We start from the raw sequence: 22085 nt of genomic DNA, 5'->3' as shown, positions 1-22085 counted from the left end.
CCCATCCGGGGGCAGACTCGACCGCAGCTTCAACACGCCCCGCACGGGGAAGGAGACCTGCGATGAATCTGCGTACTACCGCACTGGCGGGCCTGTTCATGGCCGGCACGATGACGCTGGCCGCCTGGCCGGTCGCGCCTGCCCGGGCTGCCGAACCCATGGTCAAGTGCGAGATCAGCTACAACCTGCAGGGCTGGTCGATCATCTACAAACATGCCGAGGGAGCGGGCACGGTCACCTGCAACAACGGCGAGAGTGCGCCGGTGAAGATCAGCGTGGTCGGCGGCGGGCTCACCGCGGGCAAGTTCCGCGTCACCGACGGCAAGGGCGAGATCACCAAGGTATCCGGCATCGCCGAAGTGTTCGGCGACTACGTGCAGGCCGGCGCCGAAGCGGGCGTGGTCAGGAGCGCGCAGGCGCAGGTGCTGACCAAGGGCACCACGTCGCTGGCATTGTCGGGCACCGGCCAGGGCATCAACCTCGGCGTCTCGGTGGGCAAGTTCACCATCTCGCGTCCGTAAGGCGCATCACGCGCAGGGTGGGCTTCAGCCACCGGTTACGCGCAGCGCGGTGGGCTGAAGCCCACCGCGCGCCGGCCAGCGCGTAGACTTTGGCGGATCTTTCCATGGAGACCGCCATGCGCCTGTCGATCACGTCCTTCTGCCACGCGGTGGTCCATTCCTGATGGACCTCGCTGCCGCGCCCGTGTCGCGTTTCGGCCTCTGGCGGGTCGCCACCTGGATTGTCCTGCTGCTGGCCGCCTTCGGCGGCGTGCAATACCTGCGTCATGGCGACTGGCCCTACCTGGTCGGCACCTTCGTCGTGATCGTGGTGTGTGCCGGCGCGATCCTGCGCCAGCCTTGGGCCCGCCACGCGCTGCAAGTGGTGGCCGTGCTGTTGGTGCTGTGGGCGCTGGCTACCGGTGGCCTGATGCTGACGCAGTGGGGTCAGTTCGACGTTGCCCGCGCGCGCGCCATGAGCCAGCCGCAATCCGAACTGCTGTTGCTGGTGATCGAACAGGCGCGCCGCAGCTTCCTGCTGGGACTGGTGCTCAAGACACTACTGGTGCCGCTGCTGCTGTGGTTGGCCTGGCGCCTGGGCCGGCCATCGGTGCGCGCCCAGTTCGTTGCGCGCCGCTGAGGTCCGGCGCAGACTTTCCCGAACCGACCTGGGGAGGCTTGGGGATGAAGCGCTTGCTGATGGGGATGGTGGGGTTGCTGCTGGCTGGCACGGCGTTGGCCGCTGGACCACGGGCGACCCGCGAAAAGGTCGAAGCCAGCATGGTCGTGACAGGTTCGATCGGCGTGACGCCGCAAGGAACGGTCCTTGGCTACACGCTCGATCATCCGGAGAAGCTGCCGCCGCTGGTCGCCGACCTGATCGGCAAGGCGGTCCCAGGCTGGACCTTCCAGCCGGTGCTGCGCGACGGCAAACCGGTGGCCGCCAAGGCCCGCATGAGCCTGCGCGTGGTCGCCCAGCCGATGGGTGACGGCAAGTTCCGGGTCGGCGTGCGCAGCGCGTGGTTCGGTGATCCCGGCCGGGGCATCAGCCAGGACAAGGGCACGCCTCCGCGCTACCCGATGCAGGCCATCCGCGGCCGGGTCGAAGGGACGGTCTATATCGCCTTGCGCCTGGATCGCGAGGGCCGCGTGTCCGACGCCGCGGCCGAACAGGTCAACCTGCAAGTCATCGCCAGCGACAACGAGATGAAGCACTGGCGCGAGGTGTTCGCCAAGGCCACGTTGAGCGCGGCGCGGCAATGGACGTTCAGTCCGGCCGATCCCTCCGACCACGCGCTCTACCGGGACGTCACGGTGCCAGTGGCCTACGAACTGCACGTGGGCCCGGCCCCGACCGCGCCCAGCCCCGAAGCGAAGTACGGCCAATGGCAGACGTACGTCCCCGGACCGCTCGAACCGGTGCCGTGGAGTGACGCCGACCGCATGCTCACCGGCAGTGTGGATGCCTTGCCCGACGACGGCGTCTTCGGCGCGTCGAGCCTGTCGCTGCTCACGCCGCTGGACCGGGGCTGAGCTGCCAGTTCAGGCGCCGTTGACGCGCGGGCGGGTATCGCTTCAGGTCCCTTTCCGGAACGACACCGATGCGCCTGCGGCTCCTGTTCGCCAGCCTGATCCTCGCCACCGCCCAGCCAGTCCTGCACGCACAGGACCTGGGCGACACCTGCCACGCCAGCAGCAGCTACGACCTGACGGTGAAACCGGACAGCCTGCTGTTCGATCGCGCGCAGCCGGCGCCCTTCCACGTGCAGGTCGCCGACGGTGTCTTGAGCACCGACGGCCAGCCGGTACGCCTGCACGCCGAAGCGCAGGACCGGCTGGTGCTGTTCGAGCGCGAGCTGCGCGCGCTGGTCCCGCGCGTGCGGGCGGTGGCGGATGCGGGCGTGGACCTGGCGGTGCGCGCGGTGCACGAGGAGGCCGCCGGCATGCAACTGGCGCCCGCCACCCTGGCCGAGCTCGACCGGCGATTGTCCGCGCATGCGACGCAGCTCAGGCAGCGCATCGCCCAGAGCAACAGCACCCACGACTGGCAGGGCGACGCCGCCCAACAGCTTGCCGACCGCATCATCGGCGACCTGGCGCCGCTGGTTGCCGCCGACCTCGGCCAGCAAGCCCTGGCCGCGGCCCTGAACGGCGATCTGGCCGAGGCCGCGCGCCTGCGTGACGAGGCGGCGGACCTGACCACGCAGCTGCAGCCGAGGCTGCAGCGTCGCATGCAGGCGTTGCAGCCGCAGGTCCAGGCGCTGTGCCCGTCGATCCAGCGGCTGGCCGATCTGCAGCAGGGCGTGCGCGGAGCCGATGGGCAGCCACTGAACCTGGTGCGGATTGGGCAATAGCCCCCGCCCCGGCCAGTGCGCAGGCGTGAACCCGAACGCCGCCTGACGGACGATCCACAGCGAGCCCCGCCGCCGGCGCGAGTTAATCCGCGGCTAAGTGCGCAAGGCCGACCATGGTCGCCCATCTCGATACCCCAAGGAGCCGCTCGCTGTGGCCCCACGCCCGCAAACGCTGTTCAACGCGCTGATCCGCCAGGGCATCGACCTGCGTGCGATGTACCGCGACGCTTCGGACCAGGCCAGGGAACCGGGCCTGCGCGTGGTGCTGGGCGAGAACGCGAGCGCGCTGGACCAGGTGATCGCGGACCTGCAGGGCCAGGTCAGCCACCTGGGCGGTACGCCGGCGCGGCGGGGTCGGCTGGGCGGATCCGCGCGGCGCCAGTTGATCGAATGGCTGCTGCCGGACACGCCGCGCCGCGACACCGCCTGGATTGCCCGGCTGGCGCACGGCGAAGCGGCGCTGGTGCACGCCTTCGAACAGGGCCTGCAGCGCGCCACGCCGGAGGCCGCGCTGGTGCTGCGCCGCCAGTTGCCGCGGCTGCAGGGCATCCACCTGGACATGCATAGCCTGGCCCGCGCCCGGCGCTGCTAAGCTCCGCCCACCCGGGGCGGGCCCAGGGAGAAACGGCATGACCGCGACCGCGCAGGATGTACTGGATTTCTGGTTCGCCGACGAGCATACGGTGCGCTGGTTCGTGCGCGATCCCGGGTTCGACGAGGTCGTCCGTGCACGCTTCGGTCCCACGCTGGACGCAGCCACCACCGGCGCGCTGGACCTGTGGGCCATCACTCCGCACGGCTGGCTCGCACTTCTGATCGTGCTCGATCAATTCAGCCGCAACATCCATCGCGGCGACGCGCGCGCCTTCGCCCAGGACAACCGGGCCCAGTCGCTGGCGCTGGAAGGCCTGGAACGGCGCGACGATGAGGCGCTGACGCCGCTCGAGCGCGTGTTCGCCTACCTGCCGCTCGAACACGCCGAGGATCTCGCGTTGCAGTGGCGTTCGGTGACGCTGTTCCGCGCGCTCGCCCTACAGGCCTCGCCCCATGCGCGCGGGCAATATGAGAATTTCCTCGACTACGCGCGCCGGCACTGCGAAGTGGTCACGCGCTACGGCCGCTTCCCGCATCGCAATGCGTTGCTGGATCGGCCCAGCACGCCGGACGAAGAGGCCTACCTCGCGGAGGGTGGCGGCTTCTAGCGCGCGTCGTCGACTCCACGGAGGGAACGACATGCGCACCATCCTGATCGGCGGCCTGTGGCTGCTCGCCTTTGCCGCGATCGCCTCGGACACTTTCCGCGTGGGCAGCCGCCTGCTGGTGGCCGGCGACAGCGCCGCGCAGGTGCGCGAACTGCTGGGCCGGCCCATGCGGGTGACCCACCAGCGCGCGCGACATCACGGCCGCGGTGTCGTGGTCGTGACGCCCGCCAGCGAAAGCTTGATCTATCGCGACGACGGGCGCGAGATCACCGTGACGCTGGTCGACGGCGTGGTGGCGGACATCGAGCAGCACCCCTGAGCTTCCCAGGCATGACCGATGGCACGGCATGACGCCTGGCCCATGTCCGCGGCGCGCTGCCGCGGGAAGCTGGCGCCAACGTCACCGCGGAGCCGGTCCATGCGCACGCTGATCCTTTCCCTCGCAATCGCCACCGGCCTGGTGCTGGGCGCGCCGGCGCAGGCGGGCGGCCTGCACGTGAATCACGAACAGTGCAACTTCGGCACCGACTACGACGTGCTGGTCAAGCCGGAGGGCATCACGTTCGAACGCCAGGATGGCAAGCCCGGCAGCGTGTTCATGCATGAGGGCGCGCTGCGCATCGACGGCCGCGACGTGGCCGTCTCGGCCGCCGACGCGAGCCGCCTGCGCGAGTACGAGGGCCAGGTGCGCAGCCTGTTGCCCGAAGTCGCCTCGATCGCCCGCGAGGGCGTGGACATCGGCTTCGACGCGCTTACCACGGTGGTCGCCAGCTTCGCCGACGATCCGGCCGAACGCACGCGGCTGATGACCGAACTCAACGAGCAGCACAGGCAGGCCCTGACCAAGGTCGACAGCGGCCTGGGCCACGGCGAATGGCGCCAGCACAGCGTCGAGGACCTGATGGAAAACCAGGTTGGCAACGCGGTCGAGTCGCTGGTCAGCACGGTCACCGCCAAGGCGGTGAAAGCCGCGCTGAGCGGCGACCAGAGCCAGGTGGCCGCGCTGGAAGCGCGCGCCGATTCGCTGGACCGCAGCATCGATCAGCAGGTGGACGCGCGTGCGGACAAGCTCAGCGAACGCGCCGAGGCGCTCTGTCCGCGCATGGCCCGGCTCGATCAGTTGCAGCAGCAATTCGAATTCCGCCTGAAGGACGGCTCGCGCCTGGCGCTGGTCGACCACCAGCCGGAGCATGACAACGAGGCTTCCGCCAAGACGAAGCCCCAGACCCGCTAGCCATCCCACGGCTTGCGGGGCCGGCCGCTCTCCCACACCACACCCCAAGTGCGGCCATGCGCCGTGCCGGTTTCCCCAGACCGGCGCGGTGTTTTTTTTGCCTCCACGCGACCGCGCGCCCCTTGCAGAACCCACCTGTGGGCGACGCTCCTTGTGGTGATCCGGGCAAAAGGCATCATCCCCAAGCGGGCTCTTGCGAAGCATCGCCTCGACATGCCCCTGCTAGGCTTCACGGCTGGTTCGTACGCGGAGTGACGCCATGCCCGACCTGCTTGCCCGGATCCATTTTTCCGAGAACGCCACGCAGCTGGGGATCAACATCCTCATTGCCCTGCTGATCCTGCTGATCGGCAGCTGGCTGGCGGCGCGCGTCGCCAACCTCGTCCAGCGGGCGATGCACCGGGCGAGCGTGGACGAAACGCTGATCGGCTTCCTGCGCAACCTGATCTATGGCGTGCTGGTGGCGGTGCTGGTGGTCAGCGCGCTGATCACCGCGGGCGTGCCCTCCGCGCCGCTGGTCGCCGCGCTGGGCGCCAGCGGCCTGGCCATCGGGCTGGCCTTGCAGGGTTCGCTCAGCAACCTGGCCTGGGGCGTGCTGCTGATCGTGTTCCGGCCTTTCCGCGCGGGCGATTTCATCCATGCCGGCGGCGTGGAGGGCACGGTGGAGACGGTCAACCTGATGTACACGCAGCTGGTGCTGCCGGACAACCGCGAGGCGATCGTGCCCAACGCCAAGATCGGCGGCGACGCGATCATCAACGCCAACCGTCGCGGCACGCGCCGGTTCGAGCTGAAGGTGGGCATCGGCTACAAGGACGACATCGGCCAGGCGATCGGCGAGATCGAGAAGCTGTTCGCCGCCGACCCGCGCATCCTCAAGGAACCGCCGCCCAGCGTGGTCACCGGCATGCTGGCCGAAAGCTCGGTGGAGCTCATCATCCGCGCCTATACGCGCAGCGGGGACCTGTGGGCTGCGCAGACCGAGCTTTTGCGCAAGATCAAGGAACGTTTCGACGAGGCCGGCATCAGCATCCCGTTCCCGCAGCGCGAGCTGACCGTGGTGCAGGGCGCCTTGCCGGACGGGAGCAGGAAGTCGGGTTGAGCTGCCGTAGGGTGGGCTCCGACCCACCGCCCCCTCCGCGCAAGCGTGCGGTGGGCCGAAGCACCACCTACATGGTGCTTATTGCACCGTCACCGGCCGCCTGTTGTCGCCCGACACGCGGTCGATCAGTTCGTTGAACGGGTCGATGCCCGCCTCGGCGGGCGTCTCCTCCACGGTGACGGTGACCGTGCTGTCGCCCGCCGGCAGCAGGCGTTTTTGCAAATACAGCGGCTTGCCGTCGCGGCCCCCGACCGGCGAGGCGGCGAACACGCCGATGTCCACCGGAACGTCCGGTTCGGCCGGCGTCTCCTTGCCGGTACCATCGACGTGGACCTTGCCGGCGTGGACCTTCAGGGTCACCGCGTAGCGACCGTCGGGCAGCTTCTTAGCCATGGCCTCGCTGATGCGGTTGTCGAACAGCGTGATCTTCCAGAACAAGTCGTCCAGCAGCCACTTCCACTTCGGGTCCAGCGCGCCGGAGAGCGTGTCCATGAAATCCTGCGCGCTGGGGTAGGGCGGGCCGCGGAACTGCCAGTGAAGCAGGAACTGCTTCAGCGCCCGGTCGAACACGTCCTCGCCGACGTAGTCCTGCAGCGCGTAGAACACCAGCGAACCCTTGTTGTAGTGGATGTATTGCTGGTTCTCGACCTTTGCCAGGGGCTCCTCGGCGACCTTCTCGGTGGCGCGGCTCATCAGATACCTGTCCAGCTCGTACTTGAGGAACTTGCGCATCTGGTCGGCGCCGTACCTGTGCTTCATCACCATCAGCGCCGAGTACTGCGCCAGCGATTCGCTGAGCATGGTCGAGCCCTGCATGTGCGCGCCGATCACCTGGTGCGCCCACCATTGGTGCGCGACCTCGTGCGCGGTCACGTAGTAGACGTAGTCGACCTTGGACCGATCGCGCAGGTCGGCGATGAAACCCACGCCTTCGGAATAGGGAATCGTGTTGGCGAAGGACTGCGCGAAGTGCGCGTAGTTGGGGAATTCCAGGATTCGCACCTGGCGGTACTGGTAGGGCGTGAAATGGGCCTGGTAGTAGGCCAGTGCGTCCCTGGTCGCCTGGATCATGCGCGCCACGTTCCAGGTGTGCGCCGGGTTGTAGTAGACCTCGATGGCGATGCCGTCGTAGCTGACCTTCTTCACGGCGTAGCGCGCTGACAGCCAGGCGAAGAAGTCCAGCATCGGCCGGTCGGCGGTGTAGGTGAAATAGCGCCGGCCGTTGGCGGTCCAGCTCCGGGTGAGGTCGCCGGGCGCCAGCGCGATCTGGTCGGCGGCGGTGGAGACGGTGGTCTCGAAGTCGATCCAGTCGGCGTCGTTGCTGACGTAGTTGTCGCCCAGCGCCCTGGTGTCGCCCAGCTTCGGCATGCGCGGCACGTCGGGCGGCAGGCCGTACTTGCGCCGATCGCCGCGGTCGGTCAGCTGCGCCTCGCTCTGGTAGCCGAAGCGCGGCAGCAGCTGGCTGTTGAAGAAGCTGCCATTGGCGACCAGGAACTGGCCGGAGGGCTCGTTGGTGAAGCCGCGCGGGGCGTATTCCAGCTGGAAATCGAAGGTCATCGACGCGCCGGGCGGCAGCGGCCGCTTCAGGCGGTAGATCGCGTAGCCCAGGCGCGTGTCGTTGCTGACCGTTTCGTGCGGCGCGAACTGGAGCGACTTCAAGGTGAAGTCGGTATCGAAGTTCACGTGGAGCCTGTCGATCGGCTGGCCGCTGCGGTTGACCAGCGTGTAGTGGCCGCGGATCCCGAGCCGTCGCTGGTACGGATAGATGTCCACGTCGGTCCTGACCGCCGTGATCCGAGGCTGGGGCAGGTGCTCGTATTTCGAGTACTTCTTCTCGTAATCGGCGCGCTGGCGCGTCTCGTCCTCACTGCTCGTGTAGTGGTTGAGCACGTTCGTGTTGTAGAAGATCCAGGCGCCGGTCGCGACGAAGCCGGCCAGCGCCAGGCCCAGCGCGATCGCGGCCGGACGGCGCAGCCGCGCGCGAACCTCCTGCAGGCGCTCGCGCCAGGTGGTGCCGGTGCCGCGCACGTTGAACAGCGCGGCGACCACCAGCATCGCCGCCGCCGCAAGACCCCAGTACAGGTCGAACCACAACGCGGCGGCCAGGAAATGGCCGAAGCCGTTCATGTCCGAATACGGCACCGACGAGGCGTGGCCGAAGACGTACAGGTTGTGCTCCCAGTGCAGCAGCGGGAAGCCGATCAGCGAGGCGACCAGCCACACGATGCCCAACAGGTAGCCCATGAACTTGCTGCCGGCCAGCGTCTGGAACAGCAGCATCAGCACCGCCAGCAGCACGAACGGCGCGGCATCCAGCCCCAGCATGGCCAGGTACAGGCCCGTCTCCAGCCGGGTGTACCCATGGGCGAGCTGCCAGGCGATGCCGACCAGGTCGCCGATCAGCAGGTAAACCAGCACGACGGCGACCAGCGCCAGCAACCGCGCGGCCAGCGGCAGCCAGTCCGGCAGCGGGAACGCATCGACCACCTCGGCGGTGTGCCGGTCGCGCTCGCGCCAGACCAGCTCGCCCGCATAGAAGGTCACGATAATCGCCAGCAGCCAGTGGAAGCTGCCCTGGATCGTCTCCAGCACCGTGTGCGTGACGGGGTAGACCGGCGTGCCGTAGAAGTCCCCGGCGAAGGCCAGCGCGAACAGCAGGTTGACCAGCCCGAACACCAGCATGACCAGGAAAGGCACGCCGCGCAGCACCTGGCCGACGTCGAACGCCAGCAGCGCACGCAGCTGCATGAGGCGGGCGCGAAGGTCGTGCCCCAGTCGCACGGTCGGCAGGCCGCTGCGCAACGCGCCGGGCATCGGGCGCAGCAGCGGCGGCTCGGCGCGCATCTTGCGCCCGGGCAGGCGCAGCCCCTCGCGATCGGTACGGAAGAGCGCGAAGGCGGCGCCGGCCAGCAGCACCGAAACGCCCAGCCAGAGCAGCCGGTTCCACAACAGGAGCCCGTCCAGCGGCGGCAGGCGGTGGTTGAGCTCGTCGGCGGACCAGTAGCGCGTGACGATGCCCAGCGTGCGGCCTCCGAAGGGATCGAGCATGGCCGCCACGATGTGATGGTTGACGTCGCGGGTCAGCAGGCCCGACAGCGACAGCAGCACGATGAAGGCGATGATCCCGATGTAGGTGGCCAGCAGCGAGCGCGTGACCGTCGCCAGCAGGAACAGCAGCGAGGTCACGAACAGCATGTCCGGCAACACCATCACGCCGAACGCCCAGGCGTAGCCGTGCCACCCGGGAGGCCCCAGGCGCGCCGGGTCGACCCACGGCATCGCGCCGCCCAGCGCCACGCCCAGCGCCACCGCCAGCATGATCGCCATCGCCGCCGCGTAGCCGGCGGCCAGGCGGCCGCCGAGGTAGGCGCCGCGGCTGACCGGCGTGGCGAACACCAGCTCGGCGGTGTTGTGGTCGAAATCACGCAGTGCCGCGCCCGCGACGAACACGCCGCCGGCCAGCATCCCGAAGATCGTGAAAGCACTGACCAGCCGCACGATCACCATCGGCGCGTTGCGCAGCACGTTGCCGCTGGCGCCGCCCATCACGACCGCGTCGGTGCTGGCGACCGCGAAGGCGAGCCCGCCGAAGGCCAGCGCCATGATCCAGAACAGCGGTGCGCGCCACTGCTGGCGCCATTCAAAGGAAAAGACCTCTCCCAGCATGGCGTCAGGCCGCCCGTGCCGTGGCCTGCGCGCGCAGCCGGCCGAAATAGACGTCCTCCAGGTCCGGCGACACCGGCTCGAAGCCCGGTTCCGGCAATGCGTCGGCCAGCACGTGCAACAGGGTGCGGCCGCCGGCCAGGCGGGTGGAAAGGATGGTCATGCGGGCGCGGTAGTTGTCCAGTTCCGCCTTGTCGATCGTGCGGCGCCACACGCGCCCGTCCAGGCCGCGGATCGCCTCGCGCGGCTCGCCGGCCAGCAGCACCTGGCCCTGGCCGATGATCGCCATGCGCGGACACAGGTCCGTCACGTCGGCCACGATGTGGGTGGAGAGGATCACCACCACCTTCTCGCCGATCTCGGCCAACAGGTTGAGGAAGCGGTTGCGCTCCTCCGGGTCGAGGCCCGCGGTCGGCTCGTCCACGATCACCAGCCTGGGGCTGCCGATCAGCGCCTGGGCGATGCCGAAGCGCTGGCGCATGCCGCCGGAAAAGCTGCCGAGCTTGCGCTTGCGCACGTCCCACAGGTTGACCTGGCGAAGCAACGCCTCGGTGAGGTCGCGCCGCTCGCCGCGGGTGGTGACGCCCTTGAGCACGGCGAAGTGCTCCAGCATGGCCTCGGCCGACACCTTCGGGTACACGCCGAATTCCTGCGGCAGGTAGCCGAGCAGGCGGCGGGTGGCCGGCTTGTCCGCCAGCAGGTCCATGCCGTCGAGCTCGATGCTGCCCTGGTCCGGGTCCTGCAGCGTCGCGATCGTCCGCATCAGCGAGGATTTGCCTGCCCCGTTGGGCCCCAGCAGGCCGAACATGCCCTGCGGGATGTCCAGGTCGATCCCACGCAGCGCGTGCACGCCGTTGGCATAGGTCTTGGACAGGTGGCGGATGGTCAGCATGCAGGCTACTCCGCGCCGCCCCGCGCGGCGCCGGAAACCAGCATAGGCAGCGCTGCCGGCGGGCACATCGGCACAAGGTCATGCATGCCAGACGGCCCATCGCCGGTCAGCCCTGTGCGGCGGGCGGCCGTTCGCTATCATGGGAGGCCTTGCGCGGCCGTCATCCCCGGGCGCTGCGCGCTTGCCATCGCAGGAGACCCCATGGCCGACCCCAAAGAAGCACGCGTCCCCGACATCGGCGGCCACGACAACGTGCCGGTGATCGAAGTGCTGGTGAAGGCCGGCGACCGCGTCGAGAAGGAACAGAGCCTGATCACGCTGGAATCGGACAAGGCGACCATGGAAGTGCCCTCGCCGTTTGCCGGCGTGGTGAAGGAGCTCAAGCTCAAGGTCGGCGACGAGGTTTCCGAGGGTGCGCTGATCGCCATTATTGAACCCGCCGGCGAAGCCGGCTCCGCGTCCCCCTCTCCCCACCGGGGAGAGGGCAGGGGTGAGGGGGCGGCCTCGCCGCAAGCTCCCGCGCCCGCCGCGGCGCCACTCGCTTCCGATCGACAGGCCAAGGCCGCTGAGCCCGGTTCGGGCAAGGGCGCCGTCGACGAGGCGCCGCCCACCCCCGCGCCGGCCGGCCCTCCGGCGGCCGGTGGCGTGCGCGAGGCGCGCGTGCCGGACATCGGCGGCCACGACAACGTGCCCGTGATCGAGGTGCTGGTGAAGGTCGGCGACACGGTCGCCAAGGACCAGAGCCTGATCACGCTGGAATCGGACAAGGCCACGATGGAAGTGCCCGCGCCGTTCGCCGGCGTGGTGAAGGAGCTCAAGCTCAAGGTGGGCGATGAAGTTTCCGAGGGCGCGGTGATCGCCCTGATCGAAGGCGGTGCTGCCGCCCCGGCGCCGGCCGCCTCGGCGCCGTCGCCCACGGCCTCGCCGGATGCACAGTCCGCGACCGGCTTGCCGGTCAGTGGTGGCGGTCCCAAGGTCTCCGGCCCGTCCGCGCCGGCCGGCGGCCGGGCCGTGCTGCCGGGCAACGTGCCCGAGGGCGACGTCGCGCCGCGCGCCCGTCCGCCGATGGACGCCCAGGTGATCATGCCGGGCGACGCGCCCTATGCGAGCCCGGCGATCCGCGCCTTCGCGCGCGAGCTCGGCGTGGACGTGGCCCAGGTGAAGGGCTCCGGCCGCGCCGGGCGCATCCAGCGCGAGGACGTCAGCGCCTACGTCAAGCACGCGCTGGCCTCCGGCGCGCGTCCGGTGCAGGGCGCGCCGGTGGCCGCCGGTGGCGGGCTCAACCTGTTGCCGTGGCCGAAGGTCGACTTCGCCAAGTTCGGCCCGGTCGAGGAGAAGCCGCTCACCCGCATCCAGAAGATTTCCGGCGCGAACCTCTCGCGCAACTGGGCGATGATCCCGCACGTCACCCAGCACGAGGATGCGGACATCACCGAGCTGGAGGCCTTCCGCAAGAAGCTCGGCGAAGAGAACAAGGACCTGAAGGTCACCCCGCTGGTGTTCCAGATCAAGGCGGTGGTCGCGGCGCTCAAGCAGTTCCCGCAGTTCAACGCCTCGCTGGACGAGGCCGGCGAGAAGCTGATCCTCAAGAAGTACTTCCACATCGGCATCGCGGTGGACACGCCCGATGGCTTGGTGGTGCCGGTGATCCGCGACTGCGACCAGAAGGGCCTCTTGGACCTGGCGCGCGAGCTGGGCGAGATCTCGAAGAAGGCGCGCGAGAAGAAGCTCGGCCCGGCCGAGATGTCCGGCGGCTGCTTCTCGATCTCCTCGCTGGGCGGCATCGGCGGCACGGCGTTCACGCCGATCGTCAATGCGCCGGAGGTGGCCATCCTGGGCGTCTCGAAGGCGTCCATGAAGCCAGTGTGGAACGGCAAGGAGTTCGCGCCACGGCTGATGCTGCCGCTGTCGCTCTCCTACGACCATCGCGTTATCGACGGCGCGCTCGCCGCGCGCTTCGCCGCCTTCCTCGCCACCCAGCTCGGCGACATCCGCCGCCTGCTGCTCTGACGGGAAGCCGAGGCCATGGCGAACACGATCGAAGTCAAAGTCCCCGACATCGGCCACGACAACGTGCCGGTGATCGAGGTTCTGGTGAAAGCCGGCGACCGCGTGGAGAAGGAACAGAGCCTGATCACGCTGGAGTCGGACAAGGCCACGATGGAGGTTCCTTCCAGCGCCGCCGGCGTGGTGAAGGAGCTGAAGGTGAAGGTGGGCGACGAGGTGTCCGAGGGTGCGGTGATCCTTACGCTCGAAGCCGAGGCTTCTGCGCCTTCTCCCCCCCGCGGAGAGGGCCGGGGTGAGGGGGCGCCCTCGCCCGAAACGAGCAATGGAGCGAAGACAAAAACCGACGTCCCCGCGAGCTCCGCCCCCTCACCTCAATCCTCTCCCCGGGGGGGAGAGGAAGCCAAGGCGCCGCAAGCGGCAGCGGTGTCGTCCAAACCCGCCGACATCGAATGCAAACTCGTCGTCCTCGGCTCGGGCCCCGGCGGCTACACCGCCGCCTTCCGCGCCGCCGACCTGGGCGTCGACACCGTGCTGGTCGAACGCTACGCGAGCCTCGGCGGCGTCTGCCTCAACGTCGGCTGCATCCCGTCGAAGGCACTGCTGCATGCCGCGGCCGTGATCGACGAGGCCGAAGCGATGGCCGCCCACGGTGTCAGCTTCGGCAAGCCGAAGATCGAGCTCGACAAGCTGCGCAAGTTCAAGGACCAGGTGGTCGGCAAGCTCACCGGCGGGCTGGCCGGCATGGCCAGGCAACGCAAGGTACGCACCGTGCAGGGCACGGGCAGCTTCGTCTCCCCGCACGAGCTGGAAGTAAAGACGGCCGAAGGTACGAAGCTGATCCGCTTCGAGCACGCCATCATCGCCGCCGGCTCGCAGGCCGTGCGCCTGCCGATGTTCCCGTGGGACGACGAGCGCGTGATGGATTCCACCGGCGCGCTGGAGCTGAAGGACATTCCGAAGCAGCTGCTGGTCGTCGGCGGCGGCATCATCGGCCTGGAGATGGCCACGGTGTATGCGGGGCTGGGCAGCGAAGTGACCGTGGTCGAGTTCATGGACCAGCTGATCCCCGGCGCCGACGCGGACCTGGTCAAGCCGCTGGCCAAGCGCCTCGGCGGCAAGCTCAAGGGCGTGCACCTGAAAACCAAGGTGGTCGAGGCCAAGGCCACCAAGAAGGGTATCGAAGTCCGCTACGAAGGCGACAGCATTCCCGACACCACCGTGTTCGACCGCGTGCTGGTCGCCGTGGGCCGCTCCGCCAACGGCAACAAGATCGGCGCCGACAAGGCGGGCGTGGCGGTGACCGAGCGCGGCTTCATCAACGTCGACACGCAGATGCGCACCAACGTGCCGCATATCTTTGCCATCGGCGACCTGGTCGGCCAGCCGATGCTGGCGCACAAGGCGACCCACGAGGCGCGCGTTGCCGCCGAAGTGGTGGCCGGCATGAAGAGCCATTTCGACGCCCGCGTGATCCCTTCGGTCGCCTACACCGATCCGGAAATCGCCTGGGTGGGCGTGACCGAGCGCGAGGCCAAGGAGAAGAGCCTCAAGGTCGGCGTGGGCAAGTTCCCCTGGGCCGCCTCCGGCCGCGCGATCGGCATCGACCGCACCGAGGGCTTCACCAAGCTCCTGTTCGACGAGGAAACCCACCGCGTGGTCGGCGCCGGCATCGTCGGCCCGCATGCGGGCGACCTGATCTCCGAACTGGCGTTGGCCATCGAGATGGGCGCCGAGGCCGCCGACATCGCGCTGACCATCCACCCGCATCCGACCTTGAGCGAGTCGGTCGCGATGGCGGCGGAAGTCTACGAAGGCACCATCACGGACCTGTACATCCCGAAGAAGAAATAGCGCGGCTCAGGCGAACAAGAAGCCAGTCGCCCACCCGGCGGCTGGCTTTTTTTGTGCGGCCGCGCCGCACCCATCGCTGCTTCGAAAGCGGAGTGGACCGGCAGGGGAGCCTAGGGGGCCTTTGTCTCGGCCAACGCAGCCTGCAAGCGATCCTGCAAGGTGCCCAGATTGTTCTTGGCCTGGTCCAGCATCAAGGTCATCTGTCCGATCACGTGCAGGAACTCACGCGGTTGCACGTTGCCGATGCGCATGTCGGTCATCGCATCAACCATGCGCGGACCGTTCATCACCAGCGCCAGGTTCGCGCTCAGTGTCGTGACCATGTCCCGTTGCCCGGCATAGGCCGCCGCATAGCGGTGCATGTGGTCGTCGTCGATCCAGCTGACCGACTGGTTGGCTACGGCCACGTCCCAGGCTTCCTGACGCAGGCTGGGCCAGCGCAGATTGAGGTTGAAACCTTCCAGCGCGACCAGCGATTGCACGTGCCTGGCTACGGCATCGTCCGGCGCACTTGCCTTGAAGTCCTCGACGAGCGCATTGCGGATCTTGGCCAGTGCCCTGGCTTGCCGCTCATCCTGGGCGAGCGACGACGTTACTTCCGCCAGGTTGGCGCGAATCTCCGCTTCGATCTGCGCGCGTGCCGTCTCGGCCGCGTGCGCATGGTGCGTATGCTCGATCCACGCCTCCAGCCCCAGCGCGGTGAGGATACTCAGCACGATCATCAGGTAATGCTTGAGGAAGTCCTTCAGCGACTCCAGGCGGGCCTTGGGCAGTTCCAGGTGCATCGGTTGTCCTTGTGGGGTCAGTCGCGCGGCGCGGCAGTTTCGAACAAGTCCCGCTGCGCGGCAAAGTGGTCGCGATCGACGAAGCCAGCCAGTCCCACGCCGACCAGCCGGTAACGGGTGCCGGCAGGGTGCTCGACCCGAGCGCGCAGCGCGCAGGCGAGCTCGGCCAGCTCGTGCGCGGTGCCGGGCAGGGTGGCGGGCGAGACGCTGCGGGTCAGCGTGCGGAAGTCGGCGGTCTTGAGCTTGAGCACGATCGTGCGCGCGATGCGGCCTTCCTCGCGCTGGTGCCCGGCCCAGGTCTTCTCGGCCAGGCGGCGGATGTGCGGTTCGAGTTCGTCCAGCGTGAGGTCCTGTTCGAAGGTGTCCTCCGCGGACACCTGCAGGGTCAGGCGGTCCGGCTGCACCGGATGCTCGTCGATACCCCAGGAAAGCTGGTGCAGCCGACGACCCCAGCGGCCGAAGCGCTGCTCCAGCTCCACCTCGCCCAGCCGGCGCAGATCGGCGGCGGTGGCCACACCCATCGCGGCGAGCTTGCCCTCCATCACCTTGCCCACCCCGGGCAGGCGTCCGACGGCGAGCGGCGCCAGGAAGGCCTCGACCTGGTGCGGACGGATCACGAACAATCCGTCGGGCTTGCGCCAGTCCGAGGCGATCTTGGCCAGGAACTTGTTCGGCGCCACGCCGGCCGAGGCGGTCAGGTTGGTTTCCTCGCGGATCGCCGCGCGGATCGCCTCGGCCGTCGCCGTGGCCGACGCCAGGCCGTTCCTGCTGGACGTCACGTCCAGATAGGCCTCGTCCAGCGACAGCGGTTCGATCAGTTCGGTGTGCCGCGCGAAGATCGTCCGCACTTGCCGCGACACGGCCTTGTAGCGTGTGAAATCCGGCGGCACGAAGATCGCCTGCGGGCACAGCCGTTCCGCCCGTACCGCCGGCATCGCCGAACGCACGCCGAACACCCGCGCCTCGTAACTGGCCGCGCACACCACCGAGCGCGCCCCACGCCACGCCACCACCACGGGCCTGCCGCGCAACGAAGGGTCGTCGCGCTGCTCCACCGACGCGTAGAACGCGTCCATGTCGATATGCAGGATCTTGCGCGGGGTGGGGGACACGATCGAAACCGGGGATGCCTTGGTGGCGATTCTAGGCGACCGGCGCACGCGCGCGGCAATCGGCCCCGGTGCGCGGGGTTTGACATGCGATTGATTGCGCCGGGACTACCCTGCGGTCGCCTCCGGGAGACTCGCCATGACCGATTTCGCCGAGCAACGCCAGCGCATGGTCGAGCGCCAGCTGGCCGGGCGCGGCATCACGGATGCGCGCGTGCTCGAAGCGATGGGCACGATACCGCGGGAGGCCTTCGTCGCCGGAGGCATGCACGAGTTCGCGTACGAAGACTCGCCGTTGCCGATCGAGGCCGGACAGACCATCTCGCAGCCGTTCATCGTCGCGCGCATGTTGCAGGCGGCCGAGCTGCACGAGGGCGACCGCGTGCTGGAGATCGGTGCGGGCTCGGGCTACGCAGCGGCGGTGATGGGGGCGTTGGCCGCCTGCGTGCACGCGATCGAACGCCACGCCGAGCTTGCCGACCTCGCGCAACAGCGCTTCGACAGGCTCGGTTACCGCAACATCCGGTTGCGCGTAGGCGACGGCAGTGGCGGCTGGCCGGACGCGGCGCCATTCGACGCCATCATCGCCGCGGCGGGCGGCCCGGCGGTGCCGGACGTGCTGCGCCGGCAACTGGCGATCGGCGGACGGTTGGTGATGCCGGTCGGCGAGACGCTCAACCGGCAGCGGCTGGTAAAAGTCACCCGCCTGGCGCAGGACCGCTTCGAGGAGGAACCGCTGGACGAAGTGCGCTTCGTACCGCTGGTGGGCAGTTATGGCTGGAGCGAGCAGGAGGCCACGTCGCCGACGCGGATGGAACCGGTCGCCGTGCGCGTGCCGGGCGATGGCGGCACCTTGCCGGCCATGATCCGCGCCGCGGCCGAGGCGCTGCCCGAGCTGGACGACCCGGCGTTCGGACGGCTCTACGACCGCTACGGCGACGCGCGTGTCGTGCTCCTTGGCGAGGCCAGCCATGGCACCAGCGAGTTCTACCGCGCCCGCGCGGCGATCACCCGCCGGCTGATCGAGGCGCACGGCTTCACCATCGTGGCGGTGGAGGGCGACTGGCCCGATGCGGCGGTGCTGGACCGCTACGTGCGTGGCCGCGCCGCCACGCATGAAGAGCCGATCTTCCAGCGCTTCCCGACGTGGATGTGGCGCAACCGCGACGTCGCCCGCTTCATCGACTGGCTGCGCGACTACAACCGCGACAAGCCGGCCGCCAGGCAGGCCGGCTTCTACGGCCTGGACCTGTACAGCCTGGACAGCTCGATCCGCGCGGTGATCGATTACCTGGACAAGGTCGATCCGGAAACCGCGAAGATCGCACGCCACCGCTACGGTTGCCTGATGCCCTGGAGCAAGGAGCCGGCGCAGTACGGCCGCATGGCCCTCAACGCAGGTTACGCGTTCTGCGAAAAGGCGGTCGTACAGATGCTGCGCGAGCTGCTCTCGCGGCGCATGGAATACGCCCGGGCCGACGGCGAGCGCTTCCTCGACGCGGCGCAGAACGCGCGCCTGGTCAGCAACGCCGAGGCCTACTACCGCGCGATGTACTACGGCTCGGCCGAATCGTGGAACCTGCGCGACAGCCACATGTTCGAGACGCTGGAAAACCTGCTCGCCGCCGCCGGACCTCGGTCGAAGGCGGTGGTGTGGGCGCACAACTCGCACATCGGCGACGCGCGCCACACCGAGATGGGCCAGGTGCGCGAGGAACTCAACCTCGGGCAGCTTTGCCGCCAGCGCTTCGGCGGCGATGCGGTGCTGCTCGGCTTCGGCACGCATACCGGCACGGTCGCCGCGGCGGACGACTGGGATGAACCGATGAAGGTGATGGACGTGCTGCCCTCGCGCAACGACAGCTACGAGCGCCTGTTCCACGATGCCGGACGGCCGCGCTGCCTGCTCGACCTGCGCGAGGGCGCGAACCGCGAACTGTGCGGACGCCTGGCCACCGGGCGCCTGGAGCGCTTCATCGGCGTGATCTACCGACCGGACACCGAGCGCTGGAGCCACTACGTGGAATGCTCGATGCCCCGCCAGTTCGACGGCTATACCTGGTTCGACGAAACCCACGCAGTCGAACCGCTGGGCGAGGAGCCGCGCAGCGGCGCCGCCGACACCTGGCCGTTCGGCCTCTGAACGTTGCGCGCCTAGCGGCGCCCCTGCGCCAGCATGCGCACCGCCAGGGTCGCCAGCACCGTGCCCATCAGCCAGCGTTGCAGCGCCTGCCATAGCGGGCGTCCGCCCAGGAACGCGGCGATCGAACCGGCCGCCAGCACGATCAGTGCGTTGACCGTGAGGCTGATGGCGATCTGCGTGAAGCCGAGCGCCACCGACTGCGCAAGGACGCTGCCACGGCCGGGCACGACGAACTGCGGCAGCAGCGAGAGATAGAGCATCGCCGCTTTCGGGTTGAGCAGGTTGGTGAGCAGGCCCATCGCGAACAGGCGGCGCGGGCTGGCGGGCGTCAGCGCGCGCAGCTGGAACGGCGAGCGGCCGCCGGGCCGGAGCGCCTGCCAGGCCAGGTACAACAGGTACACGGCCCCGCCGATGCGCAGCGCGTCATAGGCGTAGGGCACCGCGAACACCAGCGCGGTGATGCCGAAGGCCGCGCACAGCATGTAAGCAATGAAGCCCAGGCCCACGCCCGCCAGCGACACCAGCCCCGCCGCACGGCCCTGGCAGATCGAGCGCGAGATCAGGTAGATCATGTTCGGCCCCGGCGTGAGCACCAGGCCCAGCGCGATCACGGCGAAGGCGAGCAGGTGGCTGGCATCCGGCATGGCGCGGCTCCGCGGCGAAAGCGCGAAGGATACGGTCGGGCCCGACGCACGGCATGTGCCGCGGTCATGCCTGCGGTGTCGAAGGCGCGCCGCGCCGGCGCGCCTCGAACGCGCCCAGCGACAGCGCCGCCACGACGAACGGCAGCAGGTTGTAGACCAGCCGGTAGCAGAGCAGGCCGGCCAGCACGTCCGCGCGCGCCTGGGCAGGGAAGGCGCCGAGCAGGATCGCTTCGAACACGCCCAGGCCACCGGGGGCGTGGCTGACGATGCCGGCCAGCAACGCGGCCAGGTAGACCGGCACGAAATCGGCAAACGGCGGCGCGATTTCCGGCGGCAGCAGCAGGTACATCGCGCCGATCGCGGCGCTCATCTCCACGCCGCCGATCAGCATCTGCAGCAGCGCGGCGCCCGAACCCGGCAAGGCGATCGTCCAGCGGCCCACGCGCAAGCTGCGTGGCCGCCCGAGCCACCCCGCCAGGCCGGCCAGCAGCAGCACGATCACCACGCCCGCGGTGCGCCCCCAGCCGACGGCGATCGCCGGTTCCATCAGCAGGCCGGCCGCGCCCAGCACCGCATAACCGAGCCCCACGCCCAGCGTCGCCAGCGCCACCACGCGCGCGATGTCGCCCGCGCCCAGTCCCGCGGTGGCGTAGATGCGGTAGCGCACCGCGCCGCCGGTCACGGCGTGGAAGCCCAGCGTGTTGGACAACGCGTGCGCCGCAAAGCCCGCGAAGGCTGCCAGCCCGGTCGATGCGCGGGCCGGCGCCACCCGACGCGCGGCCAGCACGTCGAACGTGGCCAGCATGGCGAAGCTGATCGCCGTCGCAGCCACGGCGCCGGCCACGTGCGCGCGCGGCAGTTGCGCCAGCGCCATCGCCACGTCGCGCCAGCGCATCGCGCCCAGGTAACGGTGCAACAGCCATGCCGCCAGGGCGAGCAACAAGGCTGATGCGACCCACGACAACCCGCGCAGCCAGCGGCGCGCACCGGAATCGGCAAGAGGGGAGGGTGCGGACATCGGCCCGACCTTACGGCGCATGCGCAAGGGGCCGCGAGTGCGGGATCGTCATGCCGCCAAGGGTAGCGGGTTCCGCCCCCTGCCTTGTAGGAGCGCACCTGTGCGCGACCGGGGTGGGCGCGCCTCGCGAGGTGCGTCCCACGGGAACGGGGAGGCATCGTGCGCCAGTGGCTGAACCCCACCGCCAACTCACGCTATCGTTGCGGCTTCCGCCGCCGACGATGCCTTCTCCACGCATGAGCACCGAATCGAATACCTACCTGCGCCGCCTGGGCACCTGGGACGCGGCGATGATCGTCATCGGCGGCGTGATCGGCGCCGGCATCTTCAGCACCCCGGCCACGCTGGCCCAGCGCACCGGCTCGGGCTGGGAATTGCTGGCGCTGTGGGTGGTCGGCGGCCTGCTCACCCTGACCGGCGTGCTGAGCTACGCCGAGCTCGGCGCACGGCGGCCGCAGGCAGGCGGCAGCTACATCTACCTGCGCGAGGCGTTCGGCCAGCTGCCCGCGTTCCTGTTCGGCTGGACGATGGCGTTGATCAACTACCCCGGCAGCGTCGCCGCGGTGGCGACGATTTTCGCGCAGTACTTCTGCGCGGCGCTTGGCCTGTCGCTGCTCTACATCAAACCCGTGGCCGCCGGCGCGATCGCCTTCATCGTCGGCGTGAACCTGTTCGGCATCCGCGCCGGCGCCTGGGTGCAGAACATTTTCACCGTGCTCAAGCTCGCCGCCATCGCGCTGCTGGTCGTGGCCGGCGTGGTGCTGGCCGACGGCCACCTGGGCGTGACACTGGCCGCCGATCCCGGGCGGGACGTGCCGGCGGGGGCGCTGTTCGGGGCGCTGCTGCCGGTGCTGTTCACCTATGGCGGATTCCACTACCTCAACGACCTGGCCGGCGAAGTGCGCAACCCGCAACGCACGCTGCCGATCGCGCTGGGGCTGGGCATGGCCGGGGTGATGATCGCCTACGTGCTGGCCAATTTCGCCTACCTGGCCGGCCTGGGTCACGCAGGTCTGGCGTTCAGCACCGCGCCGGCCGCCGACCTGTTGCGCCGGCTGCTCGGCGACCGCGGCGCCACGCTGATGGCGCTGGGCATCGCCTGTTCCACCTTCGGCTACTGCAACATCGCCATCGCCGGCGGCGCGCGCGTGTTGCAGACGATGGGCGCCGACGGCATGTTCTTCTCCGCCGTGGGTCGGATCGAGCCGCAGAGCCGCGCGCCGCAGGTGGCGCTGGCCACGCTGGGCGCATGGGCGATCGTGCTGGCGGTGTCCGGCAGCTTCAACCAGCTGCTGGACTACACCACCGTCGGCGAGTGGCTGGCGCACGCCTGCAGCATCGCCACCCTGTTCTGGTATCGCCGTTACCTCACCGAGCCCTCGCCCTACCGCGTGCCGTTCTATCCGTGGCTGCCGATGATCTTCGTGGTGACCGTGCTGTGCGTGATCGGCGCCACGGCGATCCACAACCCGGGCGATGCCGGCATGAGCCTGGTCATCATCGCCTGCGGCATTCCCGCGTATTACGGCTGGCGCTGGCTGGAACGCAGCGGGGCTTGAGCGCTCATACACGTCCCTTGCG

19 protein-coding genes are annotated in these 22085 nt (G+C 69.3%); 13 read left to right on the top strand and 6 right to left on the bottom strand.

Annotated features, from left to right (window positions below):
• Nucleotides 1–62 precede the first annotated feature (62 nt).
• From ACFWZ4_RS06535 to ACFWZ4_RS06495, 9 genes are all read left to right on the top strand, one after another.
• Entirely contained in the window at nucleotides 63–521 is a 459-nt protein-coding gene (locus tag ACFWZ4_RS06535) for a hypothetical protein (RefSeq protein ID WP_439703923.1), read from the top strand.
• Between the two features lie 163 nt (nucleotides 522–684).
• The gene (locus ACFWZ4_RS06530; RefSeq protein WP_439703922.1) at nucleotides 685–1140 is read left to right on the top strand and encodes a hypothetical protein; all 456 of its coding nucleotides are present in this window, start codon (nucleotides 685–687) and stop codon (nucleotides 1138–1140) included.
• Nucleotides 1141–1184: 44 nt separating this feature from the next.
• Nucleotides 1185–2033: an energy transducer TonB gene (locus tag ACFWZ4_RS06525; protein WP_439703921.1), complete on the top strand. Its 849-nt coding sequence runs from the start codon at nucleotides 1185–1187 to the stop codon at nucleotides 2031–2033.
• A 68-nt stretch (nucleotides 2034–2101) separates the two neighbouring features.
• The gene (locus tag ACFWZ4_RS06520; RefSeq protein ID WP_439703920.1) at nucleotides 2102–2854 is read left to right on the top strand and encodes a DUF2884 family protein; all 753 of its coding nucleotides are present in this window, start codon (nucleotides 2102–2104) and stop codon (nucleotides 2852–2854) included.
• A gap of 151 nt (nucleotides 2855–3005) precedes the next feature.
• A complete protein-coding gene (locus tag ACFWZ4_RS06515; protein WP_439703919.1) occupies nucleotides 3006–3446 on the top strand; it encodes a PA2169 family four-helix-bundle protein in 441 nt (146 codons plus the stop codon).
• A 37-nt stretch (nucleotides 3447–3483) separates the two neighbouring features.
• Entirely contained in the window at nucleotides 3484–4056 is a 573-nt protein-coding gene (locus ACFWZ4_RS06510) for a DUF924 family protein (RefSeq protein WP_439703918.1), read from the top strand.
• 31 nt (nucleotides 4057–4087) lie between these two features.
• On the top strand, nucleotides 4088–4375 hold the full coding sequence (locus ACFWZ4_RS06505) for a DUF2845 domain-containing protein (protein ID WP_439703917.1): 288 nt from the start codon (nucleotides 4088–4090) through the stop codon (nucleotides 4373–4375).
• 99 nt (nucleotides 4376–4474) lie between these two features.
• Nucleotides 4475–5290 (top strand): DUF2884 family protein, encoded by an 816-nt coding sequence (locus ACFWZ4_RS06500; RefSeq protein WP_439703916.1) that lies wholly within the window; start codon nucleotides 4475–4477, stop codon nucleotides 5288–5290.
• A 259-nt stretch (nucleotides 5291–5549) separates the two neighbouring features.
• Entirely contained in the window at nucleotides 5550–6392 is an 843-nt protein-coding gene (locus tag ACFWZ4_RS06495; protein WP_439703915.1) for a mechanosensitive ion channel family protein, read from the top strand.
• 78 nt (nucleotides 6393–6470) lie between these two features.
• Here ACFWZ4_RS06495 and ACFWZ4_RS06490 read toward each other — a convergent pair whose 3' ends face one another.
• Together ACFWZ4_RS06490 and ACFWZ4_RS06485 are read right to left on the bottom strand one after the other, a co-directional pair.
• On the bottom strand, nucleotides 6471–10058 hold the full coding sequence (locus tag ACFWZ4_RS06490; protein ID WP_439703914.1) for a M1 family aminopeptidase: 3588 nt from the start codon (nucleotides 10056–10058) through the stop codon (nucleotides 6471–6473).
• Nucleotides 10059–10062: 4 nt separating this feature from the next.
• Nucleotides 10063–10947: an ABC transporter ATP-binding protein gene (locus tag ACFWZ4_RS06485; protein ID WP_439703913.1), complete on the bottom strand. Its 885-nt coding sequence runs from the start codon at nucleotides 10945–10947 to the stop codon at nucleotides 10063–10065.
• Between the two features lie 201 nt (nucleotides 10948–11148).
• On the opposite strand from ACFWZ4_RS06485, the gene aceF reads away from it, so the two are divergent.
• Together aceF and lpdA are read left to right on the top strand one after the other, a co-directional pair.
• Complete coding sequence (aceF, locus tag ACFWZ4_RS06480; protein WP_439703912.1) at nucleotides 11149–12957, top strand: dihydrolipoyllysine-residue acetyltransferase; 1809 nt, start codon at nucleotides 11149–11151, stop codon at nucleotides 12955–12957.
• Nucleotides 12958–12972: 15 nt separating this feature from the next.
• A complete protein-coding gene (gene lpdA / locus ACFWZ4_RS06475; RefSeq protein ID WP_439703911.1) occupies nucleotides 12973–14805 on the top strand; it encodes a dihydrolipoyl dehydrogenase in 1833 nt (610 codons plus the stop codon).
• Nucleotides 14806–14915: 110 nt separating this feature from the next.
• On the opposite strand, the gene ACFWZ4_RS06470 is transcribed toward lpdA, so the two are convergent.
• The gene (locus tag ACFWZ4_RS06470; protein ID WP_439703910.1) at nucleotides 14916–15590 is read right to left on the bottom strand and encodes a hypothetical protein; all 675 of its coding nucleotides are present in this window, start codon (nucleotides 15588–15590) and stop codon (nucleotides 14916–14918) included.
• A 17-nt stretch (nucleotides 15591–15607) separates the two neighbouring features.
• Nucleotides 15608–16702, bottom strand: coding sequence for a DNA polymerase IV (dinB, locus tag ACFWZ4_RS06465; protein WP_439703909.1), 1095 nt, complete (start codon nucleotides 16700–16702; stop codon nucleotides 15608–15610).
• Between the two features lie 136 nt (nucleotides 16703–16838).
• Here dinB and ACFWZ4_RS06460 point away from each other — a divergent pair, with 136 nt between their 5' ends.
• Nucleotides 16839–18842, top strand: a complete 2004-nt coding sequence (locus tag ACFWZ4_RS06460; protein ID WP_439703908.1) for a protein-L-isoaspartate(D-aspartate) O-methyltransferase — start codon at nucleotides 16839–16841, stop codon at nucleotides 18840–18842.
• A gap of 11 nt (nucleotides 18843–18853) precedes the next feature.
• On the opposite strand, the gene ACFWZ4_RS06455 is transcribed toward ACFWZ4_RS06460, so the two are convergent.
• Nucleotides 18854–19486: a LysE family translocator gene (locus tag ACFWZ4_RS06455; protein WP_439703907.1), complete on the bottom strand. Its 633-nt coding sequence runs from the start codon at nucleotides 19484–19486 to the stop codon at nucleotides 18854–18856.
• A 64-nt stretch (nucleotides 19487–19550) separates the two neighbouring features.
• A complete protein-coding gene (locus tag ACFWZ4_RS06450; protein WP_439703906.1) occupies nucleotides 19551–20504 on the bottom strand; it encodes a UPF0104 family protein in 954 nt (317 codons plus the stop codon).
• A gap of 236 nt (nucleotides 20505–20740) precedes the next feature.
• Between ACFWZ4_RS06450 and ACFWZ4_RS06445 the strand changes: the two genes are divergently transcribed.
• Nucleotides 20741–22063: an APC family permease gene (locus tag ACFWZ4_RS06445; RefSeq protein WP_439703905.1), complete on the top strand. Its 1323-nt coding sequence runs from the start codon at nucleotides 20741–20743 to the stop codon at nucleotides 22061–22063.
• Nucleotides 22064–22085: the final 22 nt, after the last annotated feature.

The organism is Frateuria sp. GZRe12 (assembly GCF_051900535.1).
Taxonomy (GTDB): domain Bacteria; phylum Pseudomonadota; class Gammaproteobacteria; order Xanthomonadales; family Rhodanobacteraceae; genus Frateuria_A.
Note: the sequence above shows the minus strand (reverse complement) of the source record. Positions and strands in the feature narration are given on the sequence as shown.

Bases quoted from the DNA above. Each gene is read 5' to 3' on its own strand.
- ACFWZ4_RS06535 (WP_439703923.1), top strand. From the start codon at position 63: ATGAATCTGCGTACTACCGCACTGGCGGGCCTGTTCATGGCCGGCACG.
- ACFWZ4_RS06530 (WP_439703922.1), top strand. From the start codon at position 685: ATGGACCTCGCTGCCGCGCCCGTGTCGCGTTTCGGCCTCTGGCGGGTC.
- ACFWZ4_RS06525 (WP_439703921.1), top strand. From the start codon at position 1,185: ATGAAGCGCTTGCTGATGGGGATGGTGGGGTTGCTGCTGGCTGGCACG.
- ACFWZ4_RS06520 (WP_439703920.1), top strand. From the start codon at position 2,102: ATGCGCCTGCGGCTCCTGTTCGCCAGCCTGATCCTCGCCACCGCCCAG.
- ACFWZ4_RS06510 (WP_439703918.1), top strand. From the start codon at position 3,484: ATGACCGCGACCGCGCAGGATGTACTGGATTTCTGGTTCGCCGACGAG.
- ACFWZ4_RS06505 (WP_439703917.1), top strand. From the start codon at position 4,088: ATGCGCACCATCCTGATCGGCGGCCTGTGGCTGCTCGCCTTTGCCGCG.
- ACFWZ4_RS06500 (WP_439703916.1), top strand. From the start codon at position 4,475: ATGCGCACGCTGATCCTTTCCCTCGCAATCGCCACCGGCCTGGTGCTG.
- ACFWZ4_RS06495 (WP_439703915.1), top strand. From the start codon at position 5,550: ATGCCCGACCTGCTTGCCCGGATCCATTTTTCCGAGAACGCCACGCAG.
- ACFWZ4_RS06490 (WP_439703914.1), bottom strand. From the start codon at position 10,058: ATGCTGGGAGAGGTCTTTTCCTTTGAATGGCGCCAGCAGTGGCGCGCA.
- ACFWZ4_RS06485 (WP_439703913.1), bottom strand. From the start codon at position 10,947: ATGCTGACCATCCGCCACCTGTCCAAGACCTATGCCAACGGCGTGCAC.
- aceF (WP_439703912.1), top strand. From the start codon at position 11,149: ATGGCCGACCCCAAAGAAGCACGCGTCCCCGACATCGGCGGCCACGAC.
- lpdA (WP_439703911.1), top strand. From the start codon at position 12,973: ATGGCGAACACGATCGAAGTCAAAGTCCCCGACATCGGCCACGACAAC.
- ACFWZ4_RS06470 (WP_439703910.1), bottom strand. From the start codon at position 15,590: ATGCACCTGGAACTGCCCAAGGCCCGCCTGGAGTCGCTGAAGGACTTC.
- ACFWZ4_RS06460 (WP_439703908.1), top strand. From the start codon at position 16,839: ATGACCGATTTCGCCGAGCAACGCCAGCGCATGGTCGAGCGCCAGCTG.
- ACFWZ4_RS06455 (WP_439703907.1), bottom strand. From the start codon at position 19,486: ATGCCGGATGCCAGCCACCTGCTCGCCTTCGCCGTGATCGCGCTGGGC.
- ACFWZ4_RS06450 (WP_439703906.1), bottom strand. From the start codon at position 20,504: ATGTCCGCACCCTCCCCTCTTGCCGATTCCGGTGCGCGCCGCTGGCTG.
- ACFWZ4_RS06445 (WP_439703905.1), top strand. From the start codon at position 20,741: ATGAGCACCGAATCGAATACCTACCTGCGCCGCCTGGGCACCTGGGAC.